Origin of the sequence: Allochromatium palmeri (assembly GCF_009720725.1) — a bacterium.
Taxonomy (GTDB): Bacteria; Pseudomonadota; Gammaproteobacteria; order Chromatiales; family Chromatiaceae; genus Thermochromatium; species Thermochromatium palmeri.
The window spans coordinates 60,836-83,782 of the sequence record NZ_WNKT01000004.1 but is presented as its reverse complement, the minus strand read 5'-3'; the positions used below and the strand labels follow the sequence as shown (position 1 = coordinate 83,782).

Sequence of the window (22,947 nt, the reverse complement as noted above, 5' to 3'; positions counted from 1 at the left end):
CCCGAGGCGAGTACGAAGAACCAGATCAGCTCAATTAGGCCGACGCTTGAGCGTCTCGAACGCGACGAGCTGCACGTCCTGCGGCTCATCGGCATAGTAGGGCCGCTCACCACCCCGCCCCTGCTCCTCGGCCAGCTCCTGCTCGCGCTCGGCGATCAGACCCAGACACTGGCGCACCTGCTGGATGGTCGCGTCCGAGAGCGGATGACGCATCCCGGGCGGTGGCGTGACATCCTTGACGATCGCTGTCAGCGTCTTGCGCATGGCGATCATAATCTGTTGTTCCTTCGATAAATCAGTCATGGAGTGCCCCCGGTTGTAGTGTGTCTGAACGGCCATCGTCTCCATGTGGCGCCTGGAGCCGCGCGATCAAGGATTCGAGTCCGGCCTCGTCGATCACGGTCACGCCCAGCGTCTCGGCCTTGGCCAGCTTCGAGCCAGCCTCCGCGCCCGCCAGCAGATAGTCGGTCTTCTTGGAGACACTGCCCGTCACCTTGGCGCCGAGTCCCTGCAACCGTGCTGCGAACACCTCGCGTTGCTGACTCAGCGTACCCGTGATAACGAAGGTCTTGCCCGCCAGGGGCGCGGCCGCCGGCGTCACGGACGCGGGCCGCTCGACCGCCGGCCAGTCGATCCCGGCCGCGAGCAGATGCGCGATCGCCTCGCGGTTGTGGGACTGCGCCATGAAGCTGACCAGATGCGCCGCCATCACCGGACCGATACCCTTGATCGCGACCAGATCCTCGACGCTCGCCGCCATCAGCGCCTCGATCCCGCCGACATGCTCCGCCAGCAGTTGCGCCGTAGTCTCGCCGACCTCGCGGATACCGAGCGCGAAGACGAAGCGCGCCAGGGTCGTCCGTTTGCTGTGCTCCAACGCCGCGATCAGATTGGCCGCTGACTTCTCGCCCATACGCTCCAGTTGGGCCAACCGCTCGGCGCTCAGACGATAGAGATCAGCCGGCTCGCGCACCCATTCCAGATCGACGAGCTGCTCGATGAGCTTTTCGCCCAGCCCCTCGATATCCAGCGCCCGGCGCGAAGCAAAATGCCGGATCGCCTCCTTGCGCTGTGCCGGGCACCAGAGTCCGCCGCTACAGCGCGCAACTGCCTCGCCCTCCGGTCGGATCACATCCGAGCCGCAGACCGGACAGTGGATCGGCCGCTCGACCATCCGCGCTGTGTCCGGACGGCGCTCGACAAGCGCGCGCACAATCTCGGGGATGACATCCCCGGCGCGACGCACAGTGACCGTATCCCCGATCCAGACGTCCTTGCGTCGAATCTCGTCGAAATTGTGCAGCGTGGCGTTGGAAACGGTTACGCCGCCAACCTGAACCGGACGCAGTCGCGCCACCGGAGTCACGGCGCCGGTACGCCCGACCTGGAACTCGACCGCCTCGACCTCGGTCAGCGCCTCCTGGGCCGGAAACTTGCGTGCGACCGCCCAGCGCGGATGGCGGGCCGTAGCCCCCAATTCGGCCTGGGCGGCAAGCGGGTCGAGCTTGAAGACCACGCCGTCGATGTCGTAATCGAGCGTCTCGCGTCGCTGTCCGAGATCCTCGAAATAGGCGCGACAGCCATCGAGTCCGGTCACGAGCCGCTGCTCGGGCGAGATCGGCACACCCCAGGCCGCCAGACGCTGAAGCAGCGCGAACTGGCTCGCGCCGCTGTCACCTGAGTATTCACCCCAGCCATAGGCGCAAAAACGCAGCGGACGCCGGGCGGTGAGACGCGGATCGAGCTGGCGCAGACTGCCGGCAGCGGCATTGCGCGGATTAGCGAACAGACGCTCACCGCGCGCCTCCAATTGCCTGTTGAGGCGGGCGAATCCGGCGCGGGTCATATAGACCTCACCGCGCACCTCCAGCACCTCGGGCCAATCCTCGCCCAAGAGCCGCAGCGGAACATTGGGGATGGTGCGCGCGTTATGGGTCACGTCCTCACCCTGAGTGCCATCGCCACGGGTTGCGGCCAGAACCAGGGTGCCGGACTCATAGCGCAGACTGATGGCCAGCCCGTCGAGCTTGGGTTCGGCGGTGTAGAGCACGGGATCGAGTTCGGGCAGAGCGGCTGTGATACGACGATGGAACTCGACCAGCCGCTCGTCGCTCATGGCGTTATCGAGCGAGATCATGGGGACGGCATGACGCACTTCGCCGAGTTCCGGACGCGGCTCGGCGCCGACGCGCTGGGTGGGCGAGTCAGGCGTGATCAGCTCGGGATATTCGCGTTCGAGCGCCTGGAGTTCAGCGAAGAGCCGATCGTACTCGGCGTCCGGGATCTCCGGATCGTCGAGTACGTAGTAGCGATGATTGTGATGGCGAATCTCGGCGCGCAGCGCCTCGATGCGCTGGACGGCCTCCGGGCGCGTCACCGTCGCGGGGTCCGTTTCCAGCGCAGCTCGTTGTCGGTCACAGCCTGGCGCAGATCTTCCTCTTTCTTGACCGTCAGCGGCCGGCGCGTCTCGTCGAGCACATCGCCATTGAGCGATAGGGCCAGCTTGCGTGCCGTGGCCACCATCTCGTCGAGGATGGTCATATCCTCGGGATCGCCTTCCAGCTGAGCGAAGAGCACCAGCCCAGGGGTCGAGAATGACTCCATGTCATCGAAAGCGAAACGCCCCGGCTTGACCATGTTGGCCATGCTGAAATAGACCCGAACCTCGTCCTCGAACTCGTCGAGACAGTGGAAGATGTCCATTTCGCCCGGATAGAGTCCGCAACCCGCCGCCACTTCCAGGATCTCCGGCCCCCTGAACGGATAACGGCGCGCGCTGACAGTCAACTGGATCAGCAGCGGATTGGCCACCGAGACCTCGCGGCGCGGCTTGGACGTTGTTTTGGGTGCTTTGGCGGCCACCGGCGCGGCTGGAGCGGTCTCGGGTTCATCGACAAGCGGCTCTAGCTCGGGTTCGGGTTCGATCCGAGGTTCCGGCGGCGGCTCGGGTTCGGGAGCGGTTCGCGCACGCGATCCGGACTTGGCGCGCGACGGCTTCGGTGCGGGGATCTCCTCGGGCGGCTCGTCGTCGTCGTCATGATCGAACACGGGTTCATGACGGTTCGGGCGCACGCCATAAGGCTCGTCCGCACCGGCTTCCTCGAACAGATACTCGTCTTCGTAGTCGTCGGAATAGCCGTCCTTGCGCTCGCGATGCCGCTCCCACAGATAGAGCGCCACGATCAGGATGGCTCCCACGACGATCAGAATCAGGCGGATAGTGCTGGCGTCCATTCGAATGCTAGTTGTGTTTGAATTTTTATGATGTCGGGCCGCAAGTATAACAATGCCCGTTGAGGCTGTATCGTCCAAGATGGGACATCAGGATACCGCCGCCAGCCGCACGGCTTCGTCGACATCGACGCTGACCAGACGCGAGACGCCCGGCTCGTGCATGGTCACGCCCAGCAGATGATGCGCGATCTCCATGGTCACCTTGTTGTGACTGATGAAAATGAATTGCACCTGCTCGGACATCGCACGCACCAGCTCGCAGAAGCGCCCGACATTGGCATCGTCGAGCGGCGCGTCGACCTCGTCGAGCATACAGAAGGGCGCCGGGTTGAGCTGAAAGATGGCAAAGACCAGGGCCACGGCGGTCAGGGCCTTCTCGCCGCCCGAGAGCAGATGAATGCTGGAGTTGCGCTTACCAGGCGGACGGGCCATGACGCTCACGCCGGTTTCGAGCAGATCCTCGTCGGTCAGTTCCAGATAGGCGTGCCCGCCGCCGAACAGACGAGGAAAGAGCTGCTGAAAGCCGTGGTTGACCTGATCGTAGGTGTCCTTGAAGCGACTGCGCGTTTCGCGGTCGATCTTGCGGATCGCCTGCTCCAGGGTCTCCAGCGAATGGGCGATGTCGTCGTGCTGGGTGTCCAGATAGGTCTTGCGCTCGGACTGTTCCTTGAATTCCTCGACGGCCGCCAGATTGACCGCGCCCAGACGCTGGATGCGCGCACCGATCTTAGTCAGTTCCTCCTGCCAGACACTCTCGGTCGCCGCCGGGTCGAGTGACTCCAGAATGACGCCCTGGTTGGCGCCCTGCTCGACGAACTGCTCTTCGAGCGTGCGCTGGCGCACCAGACGCTCCTGACGCTCCAGCCGCAGGGCGTCCAGACCGCGCTGGCCGTCGCGGACCTCCTGCTCGGTGCGCTGCCGCGCCTGCTCCAGCGTGCGCACCCCGGACTCAAGCGACTCGCGGCGCTGGCGGGCCTCGGTCAAGGCGTCCTCGACCTCGACCTGGAGCACGAGTTGCTCGTCCAAACGCTCGCGCTGCTCAGCCAGCGGCTCGACGCCCTCCTCCAGCGCCATCATCAACTCATCGCGCCGGTCGAGCAATTGCACCTGCTGCGCCTGAGCGCGCGTCTGGCTTTGACGGGTCGCCTCGCGCGCGGCGCGGTTGGATTCGACCTGGATGCGGAACGTCTGTGCTCGGTCACGACAGGCGCGTTCGCGCTCGCGCCCCTCGGCTACCTGGGTGCGCAGCCGGGTGCGCTCCTGCTCCAACGACAGCCGGCGCTCGGCCAGGGTCTCCATCTGCTCCAGCCAGTCGTGCAGACGTTCGCGCGTGTCCTCCATTTCGGCCAGCGACTCAGCGCCCTGGCGCTCAAGCTCGGCCCATTCGTCATCGAGCGCGCGCCGGCGCTCGGCCTGATGTTCGAGTCGGGTCCGCAGGGCGCTCAGCTCGGAGCGCAAGGACGAGCGCTCGCGCGCAAGGCCCGCCAGTTCGGATTCGAGCGCGAGACGGCGCTGTTCGGATGCGGTGCGCGTGTCGCGGAGGTTCTGCTCATCGTTCAGCCGCCCGGCTTCCTCGTCGGCAAGCGCGGCCAGCTCGGATTCGAGCGCGGTGATGGTCTCGGCGCGCTCCAGCACACCCGAGGCGCCATCCGGCTCCGGAATGCGCAGCCAGTTGCGACCGACCTCGATGCCTTCGGGCGTGATCAGGGTCGCGTCGAGGCTCAGGGCATGACGCGCAGCGAGCGCTTGGCTCAGATGTGCGGCCGTGCGTGTCGGACCGAGCAATCCGGTGATTGGCCAGGGCGCCTGCGCACGCTGGCCGAGCCGCTGATCGTCGCTCTCTGGATCAGCGTGAGTATCGGGGTCGAGTAAGTCGTCCGTCGCCGCCGTTTCGAGCAGCACCAGACCCGGCGGCAGCGCGTCGGTGTCAGAGACCACCGCCTCCAGTGTCTCGACCGTCACGGCGCGCAGGGCCGTGCCCAGACGGATCTCAACCGCACGCTCCCAGCCCGACTCAACCCGCAGCCGCTCGACCAGACGCGGTGCGCTCGTCAGTCCCCGGTTCGACAACCAGTCGCGGCGTTCGAGGTCGGTATCGGCCAGCGCGGATTCCTGCAAGGCCGTCAGCGAGGCCAGACGGCCCTTGTGTTCGCGCAGGCGGGTGCGGACCTGATCGAGCGCATCGGCCAGCGCACGCAAGGCGGTTTCGTGCCCGGCCAGGGTGCCGAGCACGGTGTCGCGTTCGTCTTCCAGCGCCGCAATCCGCTCGTCGAGGACAGACTCGCGCTCGCTCAGCTCCTCCAGACGCGCCGAGACATCTGCGTCATCGAGACGCGCGCGTTCCTCCTCGATGCGTCGCCGGCGCTCGCACTCGCGTCCCTGGGCCTGCTCCAGCGCGGTGAGTCGCGCCCGCTCCAGTTGCGCCTGCTCGGATGGACGTGCCGCCTCGGTATTGAAGTCGTCCCACTCGGACTCCCAGGACTTGAGCTGATCTTCGAGCGTCATGAGCGAGCCTGTCGCCTCCGACAGCTCGGACTCGGCCTGCGCCAACTGCGGCGCATCGACGGTGAGTGCCTGCTCGATCTCGGTCAGACGCGCCTGATCGCGCTCCAGGTGCTGCCCGGCCTCATAGAGTTCCTGGTCGAGCCGCACCAGCTCGGCTTCACGCCGGCCCCGTTCCTCGTTGGCGAACTGGATGGCCTGCTCGGCACGGGCGATCTCGGCACCGACGGCGTAGTAGCGACCCTGGATGGCATTGAAGTCATCGGCGGCGGCGCTGTAGGCCTCGCGCTTGGACTCGATCTCGGCTTCCAGCCGGCGCTGTTGGGCCAGCCCGGCCTCGCCCTGGGTCTCAGCCTCGGCCAGACGCCGGCTCAGCGACTGGAGTTCATCCTCGAGCGCACGCCAGCGCAGTGCCTTGAGTTCCAGATCCAGGCGGCGTTCGTCGGCGCGCAACTGGCTGTATTTCTCAGCGGTCGCCGCCTGGCGCTCCAGATGCTGCAACTGCTTGCCGACCTCTTCGCGCAGATCGTTGAGACGGTCGAGATTCTCGCGCGTGTGGCGGATACGGTTCTCGGTCTCGCGCCGGCGCTCCTTGTATTTGGAAATCCCCGCCGCTTCTTCCAGAAAGAGGCGCAGATCCTCGGGGCGCGCCTCGATGAGACGCGAGATCATTCCCTGCTCGATGATGGCGTAAGAGCGCGGCCCGAGTCCGGTACCGAGAAAGAGATCCTGGATGTCGCGACGCCGACAGCGGGTGCCGTTGAGAAAGTAACTGGATTGACCGTCGCGCGCGACCTGGCGTCTGACCGAGATCTGATTGAAGGCCGCGTACTCGCCCCCGACCCCGCCGTCGCTGTTGTCGAAGATCAGCTCGATGCTGGCCACGCCGACCGGCTTGCGACCGGTGCTGCCGTTGAAGATGACGTCGGCCATGGACTCGCCGCGCAGCATCTTGGCCGAGGACTCGCCCATCACCCAGCGCACGGCGTCGATCACATTGGACTTGCCGCAGCCGTTCGGACCAACGACACCGACGAGGTTGCTCGGAAAGGAGACGGTTGTGGGATCGACGAAGGATTTGAAGCCGGCGAGCTTGATGCGCTCGAGTCTCATCGGGTCGGTCTGCCCATGACTTGGATTCCAGTGGATTCAAAGGGTGGAGCATACCGTGCTGAGTCGACGGCCTCCAGTCGACAGGGACGGCCGTGGCACATGGATCTTTTCGTGTTCAACCCTAAAGATTTGTCATCATTCCGTGGCAATTCAAACACTGTGACGTGCTTCACAATTTACGCTACAGATCATGCGTGAATTCACTGGCTATTGACATGGATTTAAATCGAAGTTATTCATCAATGCGTCCGAGGAAGAATTCAGCCTGCCACAAAAAAGCATGACAGATCAATACAATAAAATAAGAAAATCATGATTTTCTTAAAGATCTCTGGAGGACGGATCATGGTGGAGAAAATTCGTATCGGTGGGGCTTTTTTTGATGATCTGGCGATGATCCCAGATATCAAATCAGCACTGACAAGCGATCGCCGGCTATCCGAAGATGAGTTTGCGGCTCGACATGCTGACACTATTCGACGGCATTACACGACGGTCGCGCGCTTGGAATTCCTCCAGGAAGACGCCTACTTCTTCGCAAGCTGCGTCTGGCGGTATCTCAATTCGCTCGACCTGCGCGAGAATCCTGAGCAGGCCAAGTTTCAACGCCGGCGCCCTGAACCGTGGTACGAGCCGCCTATGGCGCGTCGCCTGGCCTGAACCACGGCCGAGCGGGACCAGCAACGCTCGGCCCATCACGGCTGCCAGCCTCTCAGGCACTTGACTTGGCGTTCACCTGAGAGCACGCCGCACCACCACCCGGCAGTAAAAAGGCCAGCGCGCCGAGCAGCAGCGTGCTGCCGAGCAGGAACAGATGCAGATTGACCGCGCCGGCGAGCGCCGGCTTCGGCTCGACCCCGAGCGGTGTCAGGGCCGCGACCGCCGCCAGCTCATAGCTGCCGGACCCTGCGATGCCATGAAAGGGCAGCACGCTGGAGAGTTCGGCGCCCATGACGCCGGCTAGCAGCCGCCAGACATCCGTTGGCAGGAAGAACTTGAGCAGACTGGTGAAGGCCGCGAACTTCAGAGTCCAGATCAGGGCCGTCCAGCCATAGACGCGTGCGATCAGCCAGGGATCACGCGGCGCGGCCTGGAGTACCCGGCGCGTGATCGAGCGCACGCGACCCGGACCGGCCAGAACGGCTGAGTCGCCCAGGCCGGACAGCAGGATCAACACGCCAAGCCCCGCCATCCAGAGTCCGCCCGCCAGCCACCAGAGCCAGGATGGATGACCGAGTTCAAGGATCAACAGCGCAATCAGCGCCAGGAAATGCAGATCGAGCAGCCGGATCCAGAGCAGTGCGGCTCCCGAGTCCAACAGGCCCTGTCCGAAATAGCGTCGCATCAGCCAGGGAAAGACCAGCTCGCCCGTGCGCATCGGCAGCAGATTGTTGGCCGTGTTGTGCAGAATGCTCAGCCGCAGCACAGTCGGGAAGCGCCCGGCGAGACGGGCGCCGAAATACTCACTCACCCGCCGCGCGCGCAGTCCATAGCTCAGGGCCGTGAGCAGGAACAGCCAGGCGAGCAGCCAGGGCGAGAGTTCGTGCCAGGGCGCCAGCAGCGGTCCCCAGCCGACCATGAACTCAACGGCAATCACCAGCCCCAGTAACAGTGTTGCACCGAGCAGCCAGTCGCGCGCGCGGCCCCAACGCCAATCGCGTCTGTCGATCTCGAACACGGCTGTGACCTATCTTTTGGTGCCCGCGCGACGTTTTTTACACTTCGGCGGATAGATGGACGCCTCCCCCGGCGGTCGGGTCTTGAAGCGACGATGGACCCAGAAGTATTGCTCCGGCATGTCGCGCAAGCGGGACTCGATGACCTGATTCATGCGGGCTGTATCCTGCTCCGGATCGTCGCTCGGGAAGGCGTCGAGTGGCGGATCGAAGATCAGCTCCATGCCCTGACCTCTGGGCAGAAAGCGCGGGAAGGTCGGAATGACCACAGCGTTCGTCATGGCCGCAAAACGCCCGAGCATGGGCACGGTCGAGGCTGGGATACCGCAGAAGGGTACGAAGATCCCACGTCGCCCGCCATCCTGATCGGGCAGATACAAAAAGGGTGTGCCGCGCTTGACTTCGCGGATCAGTCCGCGCAGATCGTCCTGGCGCTCGATCGAGATGCCGCCGAAGCGGTGGCGCGTGCATTTGACATGGTGCTCGACCACCGGGTTGCGGATTTTCTGGTACATGCAGATGCCCGAATGCACCAACGCCGAAAAAGCCTGACCACCGAGTTCCAGTCCGACGAAATGCGGCAGCAGAATGATCACCGGCCGCCCCTCAGCGAGGCAGGCATCGACGCGCTCACGGTGGCGCAGGCGCACCAGACGTGCCAGCCGGGCACGCGAGGCGCTCCAGCCGAAGCCCTGACAGAACGCGGCCACCCCGAGCCAGCCGAAATGGGTGCGCAGCAGGCGCTCGCGTGCCGAACCCGTGATCTCCGGAAAGCAGATCTCCAGATTGCGCCGCGCGACCAGACGCCGCGAGCCGGCCAGCAGATACCCGAGACGCCCGAGCACCGAACCAAGCGCCCAGAGAAGCGGAAACGGCAGCCAGCCCAACGCCTGGATCAGCCACACTCCCAGCCAGCTCGGCCAGGTGCGCGGATGCCAGAGTGACCGATCAGTTTTCGAATTTGAAGAAGATGTCGGCACCTTGACTCTCGCCATTTTCGCTCTGAAATTCGATGTGCTTGGAGACGTCGTAGCGCAGCTTGACCTTGTTGGGCTCGTCGCCGAGTCCGCTTTCATATTCCATATAGATCTTGGGGGCGATATAGGTCCCAACCGTCAACCCCGCCTGCTCGGTCCGGTCATTGGCCGAGGGCGGGATGCCGGTCATGAGATACTTGGTAATATCGGCCTGGGTCATGCCTGGATCACTGTCGGAGAAAAAGGTCATCTTGGGAGTACGCAGCGTGCCGATCACCCGGACTCCGGCGGTGGTGTCGCCGCCCTCGCGCTCGGCCTGGAGCAACAACCCCGGATTGCCGATCGGACTCTTGGCATAGATGAGCCGCCCCTGAGTGATGGTCAGCGGCGCGCCGAGTTCAGCCGCGATCCCAAAGCCGCCACTGAGCCGGTATTGCCCCTCGGTGATCTGTAACTGACCGTCGCCCAGCATGTCGCGTCCCGGATTCTGCAGGACGCGCAGAGCGCCCGAGAGACGCCCGCGCACGCCGAAGGCGTCGATCGTGACCTCGTTGCCGAACACCAGACGCAGGTCGAGCGTGACGGGGAAGGCTGTGCCGCGCTCCTTGGTTTCGAGCACCACGTCGCTCGATGGCGAGACGGTGCCGGTCGGCAGTGAGCGTGGACGGATGCGGGCCTCGGGAACACGAATCTCGCCGCGCACGACCGCGCCGCCGGGACTGACCTCGATGTCGATACCCGGCGAGAGACGCACGAAATACTCCTTGGTGTCGGCGAGCTTGAGCTTTTCACCTTCAATACGCAGCCTGGCCGTCGGCCCCGCGCCGTCGGTGCCTCCCGATCCGGTCAGCGTCAGTTGGCCGCCGCCAAGGTTGGCCGTGCCACGGATGTCGAAGCTCTGGAATGAAGGCGCGCGGGCGCTGATGGTCATGTCCTTGACCTTGAGCGCCAGCAAGGGGAGCTGAAAGTTCACGTCCTTGACCTCGAAGCGTCCGCTGACACCAGGCTGACTGAGGGTACCGCCCAGCGTCAGATCGGTCTCGATGCGCCCCTTGAGTCCACTGATGTCGGGCGCCAGACTGGCCAGGGGCGTCAGATCACGGATCTCGGCGCGCAACCGGCCGCGCAGTGACTGGGCCGGACGCGCCGGAGCGTCCAGACGCCAGCCGGGAAGACTCAGGTCGGCCTCGATCTGGCCGAGGCCGGCGAGCGGGATGGCCAGTCGCGTCGAGAGTCCATTGGCCCCCGAATTGAGCGTCAGTTGGGCGTTGGAGAAATCCAGCTCCTCGCGCTGGCCCTTCCCGAATGCGAGCTGGACGCGGCCCTTGGGAATCTCGGCGGTGGCGGTGCCGCTCAGGATGGCGCCATTGGCCTGGAAGCGGCCCTTGATCCGCCCGGCACCCTCGGCAATCAGGGTCTCGGGCAGCAGATCCTTGAGCAAGGCAAAATCGAGCCGGTCCAGATCGAGTTCGGCAGCCCAGCGCCCGGCGGCCGTCTGCTCGAAGCCGACACAACCACCCGCGCCCTGGGCGGCTTGGCGCAGACACAGGGGTCCGGCGACGATTCGCTCGCCATCGAGCGTCAGGGGCAGCGGACGCTGAAGCGACCAGGTGCCCCAATCCTGGCTGTCGAGTTGCAGCGACGACACCCGACCGCTGTAGCTGCCACCTTCGGCGAGTGCGCCCGTGGCCTCCAGGCTGAGTCCGAGCGGTTGGCCCGTGAGCCGCGCCGAGAGCCGATGATCGCTCATCTGTCCATCGCCGCGCAGTTCCAGTCCGCTCCAGCTCATTCCGCCGGCGACCAGATCGCGACCCCTGAGCTGGAGTGAGAAGCGTCCGCTCGGGGCCAGATCCAGATCGGCTGTGCCACGCAACTCAGCGAGTGCGTTCTCGGCCAAGACCATCTGGTCGCCGTTGAGATCGAACGTCACGCGCGGGGCTTCGGTCGTCCCCTGAACGCGACCGGTCGCCGTCAAGCGCCCCCGTGCCTCGGGCCAGAGGTTGGCCAGATCAGGCGAGTCGAGCGCGAAGCTGAGATCCAGCCGGCTTTGATCGAGGCGTCCATCGACGCGCAGCTGGCTGGGACCGGAGGCCGCACTCAATCCTTCGACCTGGAGGCTATCGCCCTCCATGCGCACCTGGCCGCTGGCGGCGATCGGATAATCGCGCAGACGCCCGCTCAGCGTCTCGATCACAGCGGTCAGCCTGGGACCATCGTCGCCGAGCGTCCCCTGGCTGGTCAGGCGTCCATCGATGCGTCCGGGCCAGTCGGGCACATAGACGCCTGGATTCAGATTCGTTGCGCCCAGGCTCAGATCCCAGGCCAGCTCCGGCGCCCAGGTCAGCGTGCCCGCGCCCTCCAGACGCCCATCGAGCGTGTCGAGCGCGAAAGATTCGAGCACGGTTCCAGTGGCTGTCCCCTGCCCGATCAGGGCGATGCCAGCGCTCGGGGCGCCGGGGCTGGCGACCTGCCCGGACAGCTGATAGACGAACGACTCGAAGCTGCCCGAAGCCGTTAGTGCGCCCTCGTTGGATTCGGCGATCAGCTCGCCGCTCAGCGGCCAGCGCAGCCGTTTCCAATCGCCCTCCAGGGCGAAGCGGCTCGGCTCCTGGCTCAGGTCCAGTTCGCCCTGGAGCCGTAGATCGGCTGTTGAGACCGGCTCGTTCAGCTCCAGCGTGCGGACCATCAGCCGCTTCTCTGTCCACAGCAGATCGAGCGCCAGGGCCGGCTGTCCGAACTCGGGTCGGTCCGGTGCGTGCGCGTCGAGCGTCCCCGAGAGCGCCGCCTCAGCGAGCGTACCCTGGGTCTTGAGCCGCGCCTGAACCTCGATCGGCGGCAGATCCGCCTGGAAGCTTGGCAGATCGACCCGCGCGACGTTGAGCTGACCATCCCAGCCCAGCGTACCGAGCAGGTCGCGCACCTCGGTTGTCAGTTCAGCCTCGACCGAACCGCTCAGGGTCTGGGTCAGCGCGAGCCGTTGCAGATCGCCGCTCACCCGGCCTGCGCCCGCGAGACGCGCCTCCGGCGGCAGGCTCAGCGCCCAATCGAGGTCGAGATCGAGCGGATAGTGCTCGGTCAGGGTCGCCCGTCCACGAAGGCTGGCGCTCAAGGCGGGATCGAGCAGACGCGCGTCCAAGCGCCCGAGATCCAGCTCGCCACCGGCGAAACGGCTGTCGACGAGCCGCGCCGACTCCAGGGCAAAGAGCGGTTTCTCGACACCCATCGTCAGGATTCGCAAACGTTCCAGATGGATCTCCCCGACCTCGACGCCGAGCGGCAGGACGATCGCGGGCAGGGTCAGCGGCGCGTCGTCCTCCTCGGTCTTAGGCGCCAGCGCCACGTCCAGGTCACTGACAGCCAGACGCTTGACGGCGAGAACACCCGTCGGGAGCATGCGCGGCGACCAATCCAGCTCAATTAGGCCAAAATGCAGGTTCAGTGTCGGCAGCGTCACGGTCAGGTCCGACAGTCGCAGACGATCGCGCACGCGCCCCTCGATCTGGCCGACGCTCAGGGTCTCGGGCGCGAGACGCTGCGCCAGCTCCAGGCCCCAGCGCAGTCCGCTCTGGGTGCCGAGGAGCACACCAACCCCGGTCGCCAGCATCAGCACCAGCGCCAGCAGTGAGCCAGCCAGCCAGCCGAGCCAACGTCGGCGGCGCGGCCTGGAGGCTGGCACGGCCTGTTCCGGTTCGGTCGCGGGTGTCTTGGTGTCATCCATCGGTTGCGCGCTCGTCTAGAGGTCTGGCCCGATGACGATATGCAGCCGGGCCGGCGGCACGCCATCGTCTGAGTTCTTGGTCAGCTCAAAAGCCAGATCTAAACGCACCTGACCGATCGGCGACGCCCAGCGCACCCCCATGCCGGCGCTCTGGGCCAATTCCTGCGCGTAATCAGGATCGAAGGCATTGCCGAAATCGGTGAAGATCGCCGCGCTCCACGGACCCTTGATCCGGCGCTCCAGCTCCAGGCTGCCGACGGCCAGATAGCGCCCGCCGATCGTATCGTCGGTGAGCGGGTCGGTCGGTCCCAGGGTATCGAAGCCCCAGCCACGGATAGAGTTGTCGCCACCGGCATAGAAGCGCCGGCTCGCGGGCAGATCCGTGACGCTATCGGCCCAGGTCGCCCCCAGATCGGCGCGGGTGATGAAGCGATAGTTGGTCGCAAAGCGCCGAATCCACTTGAACTGAACCTGACCGCTCAGATAGGACGCCTGCGAGACCACGCCCTGTACAGCCCCGACCAGGCTGTACTTGAGCCGATAGCCGTCATTGGTGAAGACTGGATCATCGGCGACCGTCTTGGACCAGGAGGCGTTGGGGGCCAGTTCGTTGGTTGCACCCATGGTATTTTCATTGACACTGAGATCCTCGTAGCGATAGTCGAGGCCGATGTTGCGCCGCCAGCCGCGCGCACTCAGGGTCGAGTGTGCCGCCTGGAGGCTATGGATCCAGCCCTGGTAGGCGGCCGTGTCATAGTAGTTCGAAAGCGGCTTGATGATGATGTAGTCACGGGTCGGGTCTTGAATCGGGATGCGATAGTCCAGTTCCCACTGCGAGAACGCGGGCGCCACACTCAGCGCGGTGCGCAGCTTGTGTCCACGGGACGTTATATAGCGGCGACGATAGTCCAGGGTCAGACGCGGCCCGACATCAGTGGCGAAGCCCAGACCGATTCGGTACTTGTTGGCCTTGTTGCGCTCGGCCACGACCTCGATCGGCACCTGGTTGTCGGCGCCGAGTTCGTCTTTCAGCGGGATGATCTCGACATCGCTGTAATACTCGCTGCCGAGCAGACGGCCCTGGAGTCCAAGCAAGAGATCGGGATTGTAGACATCACCCGGCTTGAAGCGGACATAGCGTTGCAGCAGCGACTCGTCGAGCAGATCCTGTTTGAAACGCACGGCACCGAGACGGTATTGCGGACCGGTTTCCAGATGGAAGAAAACGTGCGCCTCGTAGGCCAGCGGGTCGATGAGCACCTGATGACGAGCGAGCCGATAGTCGAGATAGCCGGCTGAGGTGGCAGCGTAACGGATGTCGGACTTGGCTTTTTCGTACTGAGTGTGCAGGAGCACGTCACCGACCTTCATTGGAAAGGTCTTGGGAAAGACCGGATTGGTCACACCCTCGCCCGTGACCTGATAATCGATGGTGGTGATCCGCACCGCCTCCCCCGGCTCGACCTGATAGCGCGCGCGCCAAACGCCCTCGCCATTCGCCGGACGTTCGAGCTGATCCTCGATCTTCACACGGTAGCATCCAAAGGGCGCGAGCGCCTCGCGAATCTGATCCGGTGCTTGACGATGCAGGGCCTCAACACGCTCAGCGGTCAACCCGGCCTCGGTGCGCTCGTTGTAGATGCTCAACAGCGCCAGGACATTGGCCTCGCGTTCGCCTTTGAGTCCCTCGACCTTGACTTCGAGCTTGAGCGCCCAGGCGGGCGTGGCGCCGAGTAAGCTGAGCGCCAGCGCGAGCACCAGGCTCCAGCCATGTCGACGCCGCCAATCCGTCATTGCAACGCCATGAAGCGCGCCGCGCCGAGCAGCGGGGTATTGGGTTGCAGAATCACACGCACCGGCATGCGCCGCATCAGCGAACCCATGCGTCCCTTGTCGAAGAAGCCCTCCAGGAAGCCGCCACGACGCAAACAGGCCAGATTCTTCAACGGGATGCCGCCGCCCAGATAGACCCCGCCGAGCGCCATGTGCTTGAGCGCGGCATTGCCCGCCTCGCGCCCGTAGAGACGCATGAAGAGATTCAGGGTCTCGCGACACAACGGACAGCGATCGTCGGCGGCGGCCTGCGCGATGATCGCGGCCGTGTCGCCACCGGTGTCGATGGCCAGTTGCAGCCAGTCAGGCGCCTGAACACCATGATGAAAACACAGAAAATCGAACAGATTGGTAATCCCCGGACCCGAGACGACACGCTCCCAGCTCACGCGCCCGAAGCGCGACTTGAGATAGGTCAGCAGCGCGAACTCCAGATCGTCGGCCGGGGCGAAGTCCGAATGCCCGCCCTCGGTGGCAAAGGCATGGTGACGCAGCCCGTCCCAGAACAGCCCGGCCTGCCCCAGCCCGGTTCCAGCGGCCACGACACAGGCGTTGCCCTGACTGCCCGGATCGCCTGGATGGATCTCGGCCAGATCATCCGAGCCAAGAATGGGCACACCCCAGGCGATGGCCTCCAGGTCGTTGAGCAGTTCCACACAGGTCAGGCCGAGACTCTGCTCCAGGGCCTCGGCGTCCAGCACCCAAGGCAGATTGGTTGTCTCACAGCGCTGGTCGTGGACAGGACCGGCGACAGCCAGGACCGCGAACCGGCATTTGGCGCCCGTTTCGAGCAGATACTGCTGCACGATCTGATCGAGCGAACCGAAGGACGCGCTCGGATAGCGCCGGGTCTCGCCAAGACGCACGGAGCCGCCATCCGTTTCGGCCAGACCAAGGGCCGTCTTCGTGCCACCGATGTCACCTACCAACAAGCGCATATCCAGATCTCCAATCACCGGACAGCGAGCACGCTGTCACCATCGGCGGGAATGAGGGGTCGCGATCAGTCGGCGGGGATCATAGCAAAAAGAAACCCCGCCCGAACCCGCAAGGGTACGGGCGGAAGCGTCAGGATCAAGCACTGAGCGGCTTATTGACTCGTCGTCGATTGGGTGGTGGCGGGATAGGCATAGCCCGGATAGGCGTAACCTGGGTAGCCATAGACAGGCGCACCCCAGCCATAGGGAGCACCATAGAGACCATAGGGATAGCCGCCATAGTATGGATAGCCACCGTACCAGGGCGCGCCTCCCCAGGGGCCGCCACCCCAAGGACCGCTCCAGGGGCCACCGCCCCAGGGACCGCCCCAATCAAATGGGTTCCAGCCCCAGAAGGCATTGACGGGCAAGGTGGCGAGTGCAGAGGCACCGGCCAGGGCCGAGGCCAGCAGGAGTCGCTTCATCGTCATCTTTGTATCCTCCACGAGATCAACAGCTCCGTTCGCGAGAACGGCGTTCATCATGCGGTCGAGCCGCAGCGCGAAAGATTAAGCAAACGCCCGCGCGCGTGCGTTGATCCGCATCAATCAATGCTCGCATTCACGGCGACCGCCATGCAAGCGTGTCCCTGTACGAACACACAGCGAGACTTGAGATCGACGTAACAGCCCCCAATCCAACGGAGCTGATCTCGATCGAGCTGTAGGCGCTGGCGATTCATAGTCGCCGCCGATCGAGACGATTCCTATAATCCATTTAATTGAACCACTTTTTCCGGGTTAATCTATGTCCGTCGGCCACGCGGCCAACGCGATCATCAACCCAAAACGACGACTCATCATCCATTCAGGAGAACCGAAGCATGTTCCAGGACCGTACCGGAAGCCGTATCCCCAGCGTCACCTTCCACACCCGCCAGGGCCATGAGTGGGTCGATGTAACCAGCGATGAGATCTTCGCCGGCAAGACCGTGGTGGTCTTCTCGCTGCCGGGTGCCTTCACCCCGACCTGCTCCTCCTCGCATGTGCCGCGCTACAACCAGCTGACGCCGACCTTCAAAGAACTGGGCGTCGACTCGGTGGTGTGCGTCTCTGTCAACGACACCTTCGTCATGAACGAATGGCAGAAGGCCCAGAACGCCGATAACCTGATCTTCGTCCCGGACGGCAACGGCGAGTTCACCGACGGCATGGGGATGCTGGTCGACAAGGACGATCTCGGTTTCGGCAAGCGCTCCTGGCGCTACTCGATGCTGGTGCGCGACGGCGTGGTCGAGAAGATGTTCATCGAGCCGGAGGTCGAAGGCGACCCCTATGAGGTCTCCAACGCCGACACCATGCTGGAGTATCTGGCGCCCAACAAGCCCAAGCCGCTCGATGTGGCGGTCTTCAGCCGCGGCGGTTGCCCCTTCTGCGCCAAGGCCAAGGAAGCACTGCGCAACGCCGGCATCGATTTCGAGGAACTGGTGCTCAACAAGGACTACACCGAGCAGGGTCTGCGCGCCGTCTCCAACGCGGCGACCGTGCCCCAGGTCTTCGTCAACGGCAAGCTGATCGGCGGTTCGGACGCGGTCATCGCCTGGCTGCAAGCGCGTTGAAATCGCACTGAATCCGCTCTTGCCTTGACCTAACCGGGCTTCGGGCGATCGCGATCCAGCGGTCGCCCGAAGCCTTTTGCGTTCAGGCACCGGCTTTGCAAAACAGGAGTGACAGCAATCATGAGTCAGCATTTCGACGTGATCGCCATCGGCGGCGGCAGCGGCGGTCTGGCGATCGCCGAAAAGGCCGCGCAATTCGGCCAGCGCGTGGCCCTGATCGAGGGTGCCAAACTGGGCGGCACCTGTGTCAATGTCGGCTGCGTACCCAAGAAGGTGATGTGGTATGCCGCCAATCTGGCCTCAGCGGTCGCCGATGCACCAGACTATGGCGTCCAGGCTCATTCGGATGGCTTCGACTGGGGCAAGCTGATCGCGGGGCGCAATCAATACATCGCTAACATCAATGGCTACTGGAACGGCTATGCCGAACGGTTGGGCCTGACCCGGATCGATGGTTACGCGCGTTTCGTCGATGCGCGCACCGTCGCTGTCGGCGATCAGCACTACACCGCCGATCATATCGTCATTGCCACCGGCGGCCGGCCCATCGTGCCGCGCATGCCGGGCGCCGAACTCGGCATCACCTCGGACGGTTTCTTCGCGCTGGAAGAACAGCCCAAGCGGGTCGCCATCATCGGCGGCGGCTATATCGGCGTGGAACTGGCGGGCGTGCTGAGCGCACTCGGCACCGAGATCACCATCGTGGCGCTGGAAGACCGGATGCTCGCGCTGTTCGACCCGCTCATCAGCGAGACCCTGACCGAAAACATGAAGCTGCACGGCATCGACATGCATCTGCAATTCGAGGTCGCCGGCATCGAGCGCGATGAACAGGGGCTGGTGCTGGCCGCGCGCGACGGTCAGCGTCTGACCGGCTTCGATCAGGTCATCTGGGCGGTCGGGCGCGCGCCCAACACGCGCGAGCTGAACCTGGAGGCGGCCGGGGTCACTGTCGAGCGCAGCGGCGTTATTCCGACCGATGCCTATCAGAACACCAATGTCCCCGGCATCTATGCCATCGGCGACATCGCCGGACGCGAGCTGCTGACGCCGGTGGCCATCGCCGCCGGGCGACGTCTGGCCGAGCGGTTGTTCAACGACAAGCCGGATCTCAAGCTCGACTATGAGAACGTGCCCACGGTGGTCTTTGCGCATCCACCGATCGGCAAGGTCGGGCTGACCGAACCCGAGGCGCGCGAGCGCTATGGCGACACGCTGACGATCTATGAGACCAGCTTCACCCCCATGCGCTACTCGCTCAACGCGCACGGCCCCAAGACGGCGATGAAGCTGGTCTGTGCCGGTGCGGACGAAAAAGTAGTCGGCATCCATCTGATCGGCGATGGCGTCGATGAAATGATGCAGGGCTTCGGTGTGGCAGTGAAGATGGGAGCGACCAAGGCCGATCTCGATAACACGGTCGCTATCCATCCGTGCAGCGCCGAGGAACTGGTGACCATGAAGGAGCCGGTGCGACGGCCCGGTCAGTCCGGCTAGGAGTTACGGATCAGGCGACAGGGAGCGTCGCCCGTCTCCGCCAAAAACGCCGTGTTTGGCGCGATGTGATCCTGAACGCGGCTCCGTCACAAGGATCGAGCCGGATCGCGTCCAGACGCCCGGCACGCAAGGGGTTCCACAAGCGCTCGATCACGGCATCGAGTTCGGACGTGGCGCGTGTCCAGGCCTCCAGGTCGTGCGCCAGCCAGGCGCGCCAATGACGATCCCAAAAGACGAGTTGACGCCCGGCGGTCGGTAGCGGGTCGTTTTGCCAAGCCTTCAGCGAACGATGCGGACGTGCGGCCAGACGCGCCAACCCTGACAGCGCCGGATGATCGCCGATCAGTGCGTCCGGCCCCTGACCGGACAGTGCCGGCCGCGATCCCGCGCCCCAGATCCAGATGCCGCTGATGAGCGGCCGGCCCGTCGCCTCGCGCTGCCGGTTGACCGGTTCGGCGTGAAAGAGCATCTGCGTCTCGTTGAGCAGGCGCATCCAATCGCGCGACTCGGGTCCGCGCGGCAGATGCTCGGCCATCGAACCGCCCTGGATCTGATGCAATGGCCGGGTTCTCAGCCCTGGAGGCTGAGGCAAACGCAGATACCAGCGTTGAGGCGATGGCGCGATGAGCCGAACCCCATCCTCGACGAAATGCCGATTGAAGGCTGCCACCAGCGCCTCGGCCTCGTCAGGCTCCGGCGCGACACCCGGACCCGCATAGACCAGTAGACGATCGCGATCCGGGCGCAGATGGATGGGATCGGCGTGCATCCAGATCGCTTCGGATTCGACCTCGACGCCCTCGCCCAGCAGCGCGACCGGAGCGCTCGGAGCCGCGTCTCCAGCCGGCCAGTCGACTCCGGCGGTACGCAGAAGCACTTCGATGGGATCGCGGTCAGAACCGGCCAGACGATCCGCGCGCGCCAGCAGACGCTCGATGGCCGGTGCCTGAAATTTCAGTCCGGTCCGCTCCGGGATGGGCGCCAGCAGCGATGGACACAGAATCTCCAGACTCAACATTTCACATCCAACGCCTGTTGCGGCCGGCTCATCCGATCGAGATCCTCAGCCCAGTCCCCGCGCTAGATCAGCCTGGAGATCGGCCGGATCTTCCAGTCCAACCGCCACCCGGATCAGGCCCTCGCCGATCCCTGACTCGGCGCGTTGTTCGGGCGTCAGGCGACCATGGGTCGTCGTCGCCGGATGGGTGATGGTGGTCTTCACATCGCCCAGATTGGCCGTGATCGACAGCAGTTGTGTCGCGTCGATCACGCGCCAGGCCGCCTCACGACCGCCGCGCACCTCGAAGGCGAGGATGGCGCCGCCGGTGCGCTGCTGATGGCCGACCAGCGCATGCTGCGGATGTTCAGCCAGCCCCGGATAGTGAACCCGTGCGACCGCGGGCTGTTCCAGCAGCCATTGGGCCAGACCAGCCGCCGCGCGCGACTGAGCGAGCATCCGCAATTCCAGCGTCTCCAGGCCCTTGAGAAAGACCCAGGCGTTGAAGGGACTCAGGGTCGGTCCCGCGGTGCGCAGCACGCCATAGACCTCTTCGCCGACTTGCTTGCGGTCGCCGACCACGGCCCCGCCGACACAGCGTCCCTGACCGTCGAGATACTTGGTCGCCGAATGCACCACGATGTCGGCGCCGAGCGCGAGCGGACGTTGCAGAGCCGGCGTGCAGAAACAGTTGTCGACCACCAGCAGCGCCCCATGTCGATGCGCGATCTTAGCCAGTTCGCGCAGATCGACCATCTCGGTGAGCGGGTTGGACGGCGTCTCACAGAACAACAGCCGCGTGCGCCGCTCAGGGTCGCGTTCAAGTGCCGATTCCCAGGCCGACAGATCGCTCAGGGGCACGTAATCGGTCTGAATGCCGAAGCGCGTCAGATATTTGTCGAACAGCATGGTGGTACTGCCAAACAGACTGCGCGCGGCGAGAATCCGATCCCCGCTTTTGAGCAGTCCCAGACAGACCGCCAGGATCGCGGCCATGCCCGACGCCGTGGCCACGCCGCACTCGCCGCCCTCCAGTGCCGCCAGCCGTTCCTCGAAGGCCCGCACCGTGGGATTGGTGAAGCGCGAATAGATGTTGCCCGCCTGCTCGCCGCCAAAACGCGCGGCGGCCTCGGCGGCACTGGCGAAGACAAAGCTGGAGGTGGCGAAGATCGGCTCGCTGTGCTCGCCCTCCTCAGTGCGACGATGCCCGACACGAATGGCACGCGTCGCGAATCCGGGCGAACCCGTACCGTCCCAGTCGTCCAGCGGCGGATCAGTTGGCGTTGTGGAGGTCAAGGGTGCTCTCGCTGTGGGCCGCGCGATGTTCTTTGGCGCTGTCGTTGCGGCGATCTTCGAGCGCCTGGAGATAGGCGGCTGTTACATCGCCCGTGACATACTGCCCATCGAAGACCGAGGTATCGAAGCGGTCGACGTGCGACTTGCCCTTTTTCTGCACGGCGTCGATCAGATCATCCAGATCCTGAAAGATCAGCCCGTCGGTACCGAGCTCGCACGCGACCTCCTCTTCAGTACGACCGTGGGCGATCAGCTCGCTGGCCGCCGGCATGTCGATGCCATAGACGTTGGGGAAACGCACCGGCGGTGCGGCCGAGGCGAAATAGACGCGATGGGCGCCGGCATCGCGCGCCATCTGGATGATCTGCTGCGACGTGGTGCCACGCACGATGGAGTCGTCGACCAGGAGTACGTTCTTCTTGCGGAATTCCAGATCGATGGCGTTGAGCTTCTGGCGCACCGAGCGCTTGCGCACCTTCTGGCCCGGCATGATGAAGGTGCGCCCGATATAGCGGTTCTTGATGAACCCCTCGGCATAGTGCACACCGAGCTGATTGGCCAGTTGCAGCGCGGCGGTGCGGCTGGTGTCTGGAATCGGGATCACCACATCAATGTCATGGTTCGACCACTGACGCTTGATCTTGGTCGCGAGCTTCTTGCCCATACGCGAGCGCGCCTTGTGCACCGAAATGTTGTCGATGATGGAATCGGGACGGGCGAAATAGACGAATTCGAAGATACAGGGCGAGAGCACCGGCTGCGCTGCGCACTGACGGGTATGGAGCTGGCCGTCGAGAGTGATCAGCACCGTCTCGCCTGGGGCGACATCGGCAATCAGCTCAAAGCCGCTGGTATCGAGCGCCACGCTCTCGGAAGCGATCATGTACTCGGTGCCCTCGGATGTCTCGCGCCGGCCATAGACCAGCGGACGGATGCCGTGGGGATCGCGGAAGGCGAAGACGCCGAAGCCGGGGATCATGGCGACCGCTGCATAGCCGCCGCGACAGCGCCGATGCACGCCGGCGACGGCGCGGAAGATGTCCTGCTCGTCGATGCGCAGCCGACCCTGGACCTGTAATTCGTGCGCAAGGATGTTGAGCAGGATTTCGGAATCGGACTCGGTGTTGAGGTGACGCAGATCCTCGACGATCAGATCCCGCTTGAGCTCCTCGGCATTGGTCAGGTTGCCGTTGTGGGCGAGCACGATGCCGTGGGGCGAGTTGACGTAGAAGGGCTGGGCCTCAGCCGAACTCGATGCGCCCGCCGTCGGATAGCGCACATGCCCGACGCCCATCCCGCCGCGCAGCCGGATCATGTGCTTGGTCTGAAAGACATCGCGCGCCAGACCATTGTCTTTACGCAGATGGAGCCTGTTACCCTCACAGGTGATGATCCCGGCCGCGTCCTGGCCGCGATGCTGCAAGACCAGCAACGCATCATAGAGAGATTGATTGACCGGCGCCTGGCCGACGATTCCGACGATTCCACACATGAAGAAGCCTCGACCACGCCATGACGAGAGGCGGCGCGGGTGATTGGGGACCAAGCAGATTAACCGAAGCTGACCGG

Annotated in this window: 16 protein-coding genes; 3 read left to right on the top strand and 13 right to left on the bottom strand. The window is 64.5% G+C overall.

Translation table 11 applies throughout. The annotated features are described in order from the left end of the window. Positions 1–30 precede the first annotated feature (30 nt). The 4 genes from GJ668_RS03415 to smc form a co-directional block, all read right to left on the bottom strand. Positions 31–303 (bottom strand): segregation and condensation protein A, encoded by a 273-nt coding sequence (locus tag GJ668_RS03415; RefSeq protein ID WP_155448721.1) that lies wholly within the window; start codon positions 301–303, stop codon positions 31–33. Beyond that, entirely contained in the window at positions 296–2,377 is a 2,082-nt protein-coding gene (gene ligA / locus GJ668_RS03410) for an NAD-dependent DNA ligase LigA (protein ID WP_186342854.1), read from the bottom strand. The genes GJ668_RS03415 and ligA overlap by 8 nt, the downstream gene beginning before the upstream one ends. After that, positions 2,374–3,234 (bottom strand): cell division protein ZipA, encoded by an 861-nt coding sequence (gene zipA / locus GJ668_RS03405; protein ID WP_155448719.1) that lies wholly within the window; start codon positions 3,232–3,234, stop codon positions 2,374–2,376. The genes ligA and zipA overlap by 4 nt, the downstream gene beginning before the upstream one ends. 87 nt (positions 3,235–3,321) lie before the next feature. Continuing rightward, the gene (gene smc / locus GJ668_RS03400) at positions 3,322–6,849 is read right to left on the bottom strand and encodes a chromosome segregation protein SMC (protein WP_155448718.1); all 3,528 of its coding nucleotides are present in this window, start codon (positions 6,847–6,849) and stop codon (positions 3,322–3,324) included. A gap of 312 nt (positions 6,850–7,161) precedes the next feature. Between smc and GJ668_RS03395 the strand changes: the two genes are divergently transcribed. Further along, entirely contained in the window at positions 7,162–7,509 is a 348-nt protein-coding gene (locus GJ668_RS03395; protein ID WP_155448717.1) for a hypothetical protein, read from the top strand. Between the two features lie 52 nt (positions 7,510–7,561). Here the strand turns inward: GJ668_RS03395 and GJ668_RS03390 are convergent, their stop codons facing one another. From GJ668_RS03390 to GJ668_RS03365, 6 genes are all read right to left on the bottom strand, one after another. Then, positions 7,562–8,527 carry a lysylphosphatidylglycerol synthase domain-containing protein gene (locus GJ668_RS03390; protein ID WP_186342853.1) on the bottom strand — a complete coding sequence of 322 codons (966 nt, stop codon included), beginning with the start codon at positions 8,525–8,527 and terminating at the stop codon, positions 7,562–7,564. Between the two features lie 9 nt (positions 8,528–8,536). Then, positions 8,537–9,430, bottom strand: coding sequence for a lysophospholipid acyltransferase family protein (locus GJ668_RS03385; protein WP_484476972.1), 894 nt, complete (start codon positions 9,428–9,430; stop codon positions 8,537–8,539). 43 nt (positions 9,431–9,473) lie between these two features. Then, on the bottom strand, positions 9,474–13,220 hold the full coding sequence (locus tag GJ668_RS03380; RefSeq protein ID WP_155448715.1) for a translocation/assembly module TamB domain-containing protein: 3,747 nt from the start codon (positions 13,218–13,220) through the stop codon (positions 9,474–9,476). A gap of 15 nt (positions 13,221–13,235) precedes the next feature. Beyond that, positions 13,236–15,014 carry an autotransporter assembly complex protein TamA gene (locus tag GJ668_RS03375; protein ID WP_155448714.1) on the bottom strand — a complete coding sequence of 593 codons (1,779 nt, stop codon included), beginning with the start codon at positions 15,012–15,014 and terminating at the stop codon, positions 13,236–13,238. Further along, positions 15,011–15,991: a glucokinase gene (glk, locus tag GJ668_RS03370; RefSeq protein ID WP_155448713.1), complete on the bottom strand. Its 981-nt coding sequence runs from the start codon at positions 15,989–15,991 to the stop codon at positions 15,011–15,013. Before glk ends, GJ668_RS03375 begins: the two co-directional genes overlap by 4 nt. 152 nt (positions 15,992–16,143) lie before the next feature. Beyond that, the gene (locus tag GJ668_RS03365) at positions 16,144–16,461 is read right to left on the bottom strand and encodes a sulfur globule protein CV3 (protein ID WP_155448712.1); all 318 of its coding nucleotides are present in this window, start codon (positions 16,459–16,461) and stop codon (positions 16,144–16,146) included. Positions 16,462–16,853: 392 nt separating this feature from the next. Here GJ668_RS03365 and GJ668_RS03360 point away from each other — a divergent pair, with 392 nt between their 5' ends. Continuing rightward, positions 16,854–17,588, top strand: coding sequence for a glutathione peroxidase (locus GJ668_RS03360; protein ID WP_155448711.1), 735 nt, complete (start codon positions 16,854–16,856; stop codon positions 17,586–17,588). Between the two features lie 120 nt (positions 17,589–17,708). Next, positions 17,709–19,085 carry a glutathione-disulfide reductase gene (gene gorA / locus GJ668_RS03355; RefSeq protein ID WP_155448710.1) on the top strand — a complete coding sequence of 459 codons (1,377 nt, stop codon included), beginning with the start codon at positions 17,709–17,711 and terminating at the stop codon, positions 19,083–19,085. Between the two features lie 10 nt (positions 19,086–19,095). Here gorA and GJ668_RS03350 read toward each other — a convergent pair whose 3' ends face one another. The 3 genes from GJ668_RS03350 to purF are packed head-to-tail and all read right to left on the bottom strand — an operon-like array spanning position 19,096 to position 22,870. Then, positions 19,096–20,103 carry a phosphoglycerate mutase gene (locus GJ668_RS03350; RefSeq protein WP_186342852.1) on the bottom strand — a complete coding sequence of 336 codons (1,008 nt, stop codon included), beginning with the start codon at positions 20,101–20,103 and terminating at the stop codon, positions 19,096–19,098. Positions 20,104–20,148: 45 nt separating this feature from the next. Next, positions 20,149–21,378: an O-succinylhomoserine sulfhydrylase gene (locus GJ668_RS03345; RefSeq protein ID WP_155448708.1), complete on the bottom strand. Its 1,230-nt coding sequence runs from the start codon at positions 21,376–21,378 to the stop codon at positions 20,149–20,151. Next, on the bottom strand, positions 21,356–22,870 hold the full coding sequence (purF, locus tag GJ668_RS03340) for an amidophosphoribosyltransferase (protein WP_155448707.1): 1,515 nt from the start codon (positions 22,868–22,870) through the stop codon (positions 21,356–21,358). The genes GJ668_RS03345 and purF overlap by 23 nt, the downstream gene beginning before the upstream one ends. Positions 22,871–22,947 lie beyond the last annotated feature (77 nt).

What these genes read in the sequence shown, in the direction of transcription:
- GJ668_RS03360 (WP_155448711.1), top strand. Translation starts at nt 16,854, where the DNA reads ATGTTCCAGGACCGTACCGGAAGCCGTATCCCCAGCGTCACCTTCCAC.
- glk (WP_155448713.1), bottom strand. Translation starts at nt 15,991, where the DNA reads ATGCGCTTGTTGGTAGGTGACATCGGTGGCACGAAGACGGCCCTTGGT.
- gorA (WP_155448710.1), top strand. Translation starts at nt 17,709, where the DNA reads ATGAGTCAGCATTTCGACGTGATCGCCATCGGCGGCGGCAGCGGCGGT.
- GJ668_RS03395 (WP_155448717.1), top strand. Translation starts at nt 7,162, where the DNA reads ATGATTTTCTTAAAGATCTCTGGAGGACGGATCATGGTGGAGAAAATT.
- GJ668_RS03350 (WP_186342852.1), bottom strand. Translation starts at nt 20,103, where the DNA reads ATGTTGAGTCTGGAGATTCTGTGTCCATCGCTGCTGGCGCCCATCCCG.
- smc (WP_155448718.1), bottom strand. Translation starts at nt 6,849, where the DNA reads ATGAGACTCGAGCGCATCAAGCTCGCCGGCTTCAAATCCTTCGTCGAT.
- GJ668_RS03380 (WP_155448715.1), bottom strand. Translation starts at nt 13,220, where the DNA reads ATGGATGACACCAAGACACCCGCGACCGAACCGGAACAGGCCGTGCCA.
- GJ668_RS03415 (WP_155448721.1), bottom strand. Translation starts at nt 303, where the DNA reads ATGACTGATTTATCGAAGGAACAACAGATTATGATCGCCATGCGCAAG.
- GJ668_RS03375 (WP_155448714.1), bottom strand. Translation starts at nt 15,014, where the DNA reads ATGACGGATTGGCGGCGTCGACATGGCTGGAGCCTGGTGCTCGCGCTG.
- zipA (WP_155448719.1), bottom strand. Translation starts at nt 3,234, where the DNA reads ATGGACGCCAGCACTATCCGCCTGATTCTGATCGTCGTGGGAGCCATC.
- purF (WP_155448707.1), bottom strand. Translation starts at nt 22,870, where the DNA reads ATGTGTGGAATCGTCGGAATCGTCGGCCAGGCGCCGGTCAATCAATCT.
- GJ668_RS03365 (WP_155448712.1), bottom strand. Translation starts at nt 16,461, where the DNA reads ATGACGATGAAGCGACTCCTGCTGGCCTCGGCCCTGGCCGGTGCCTCT.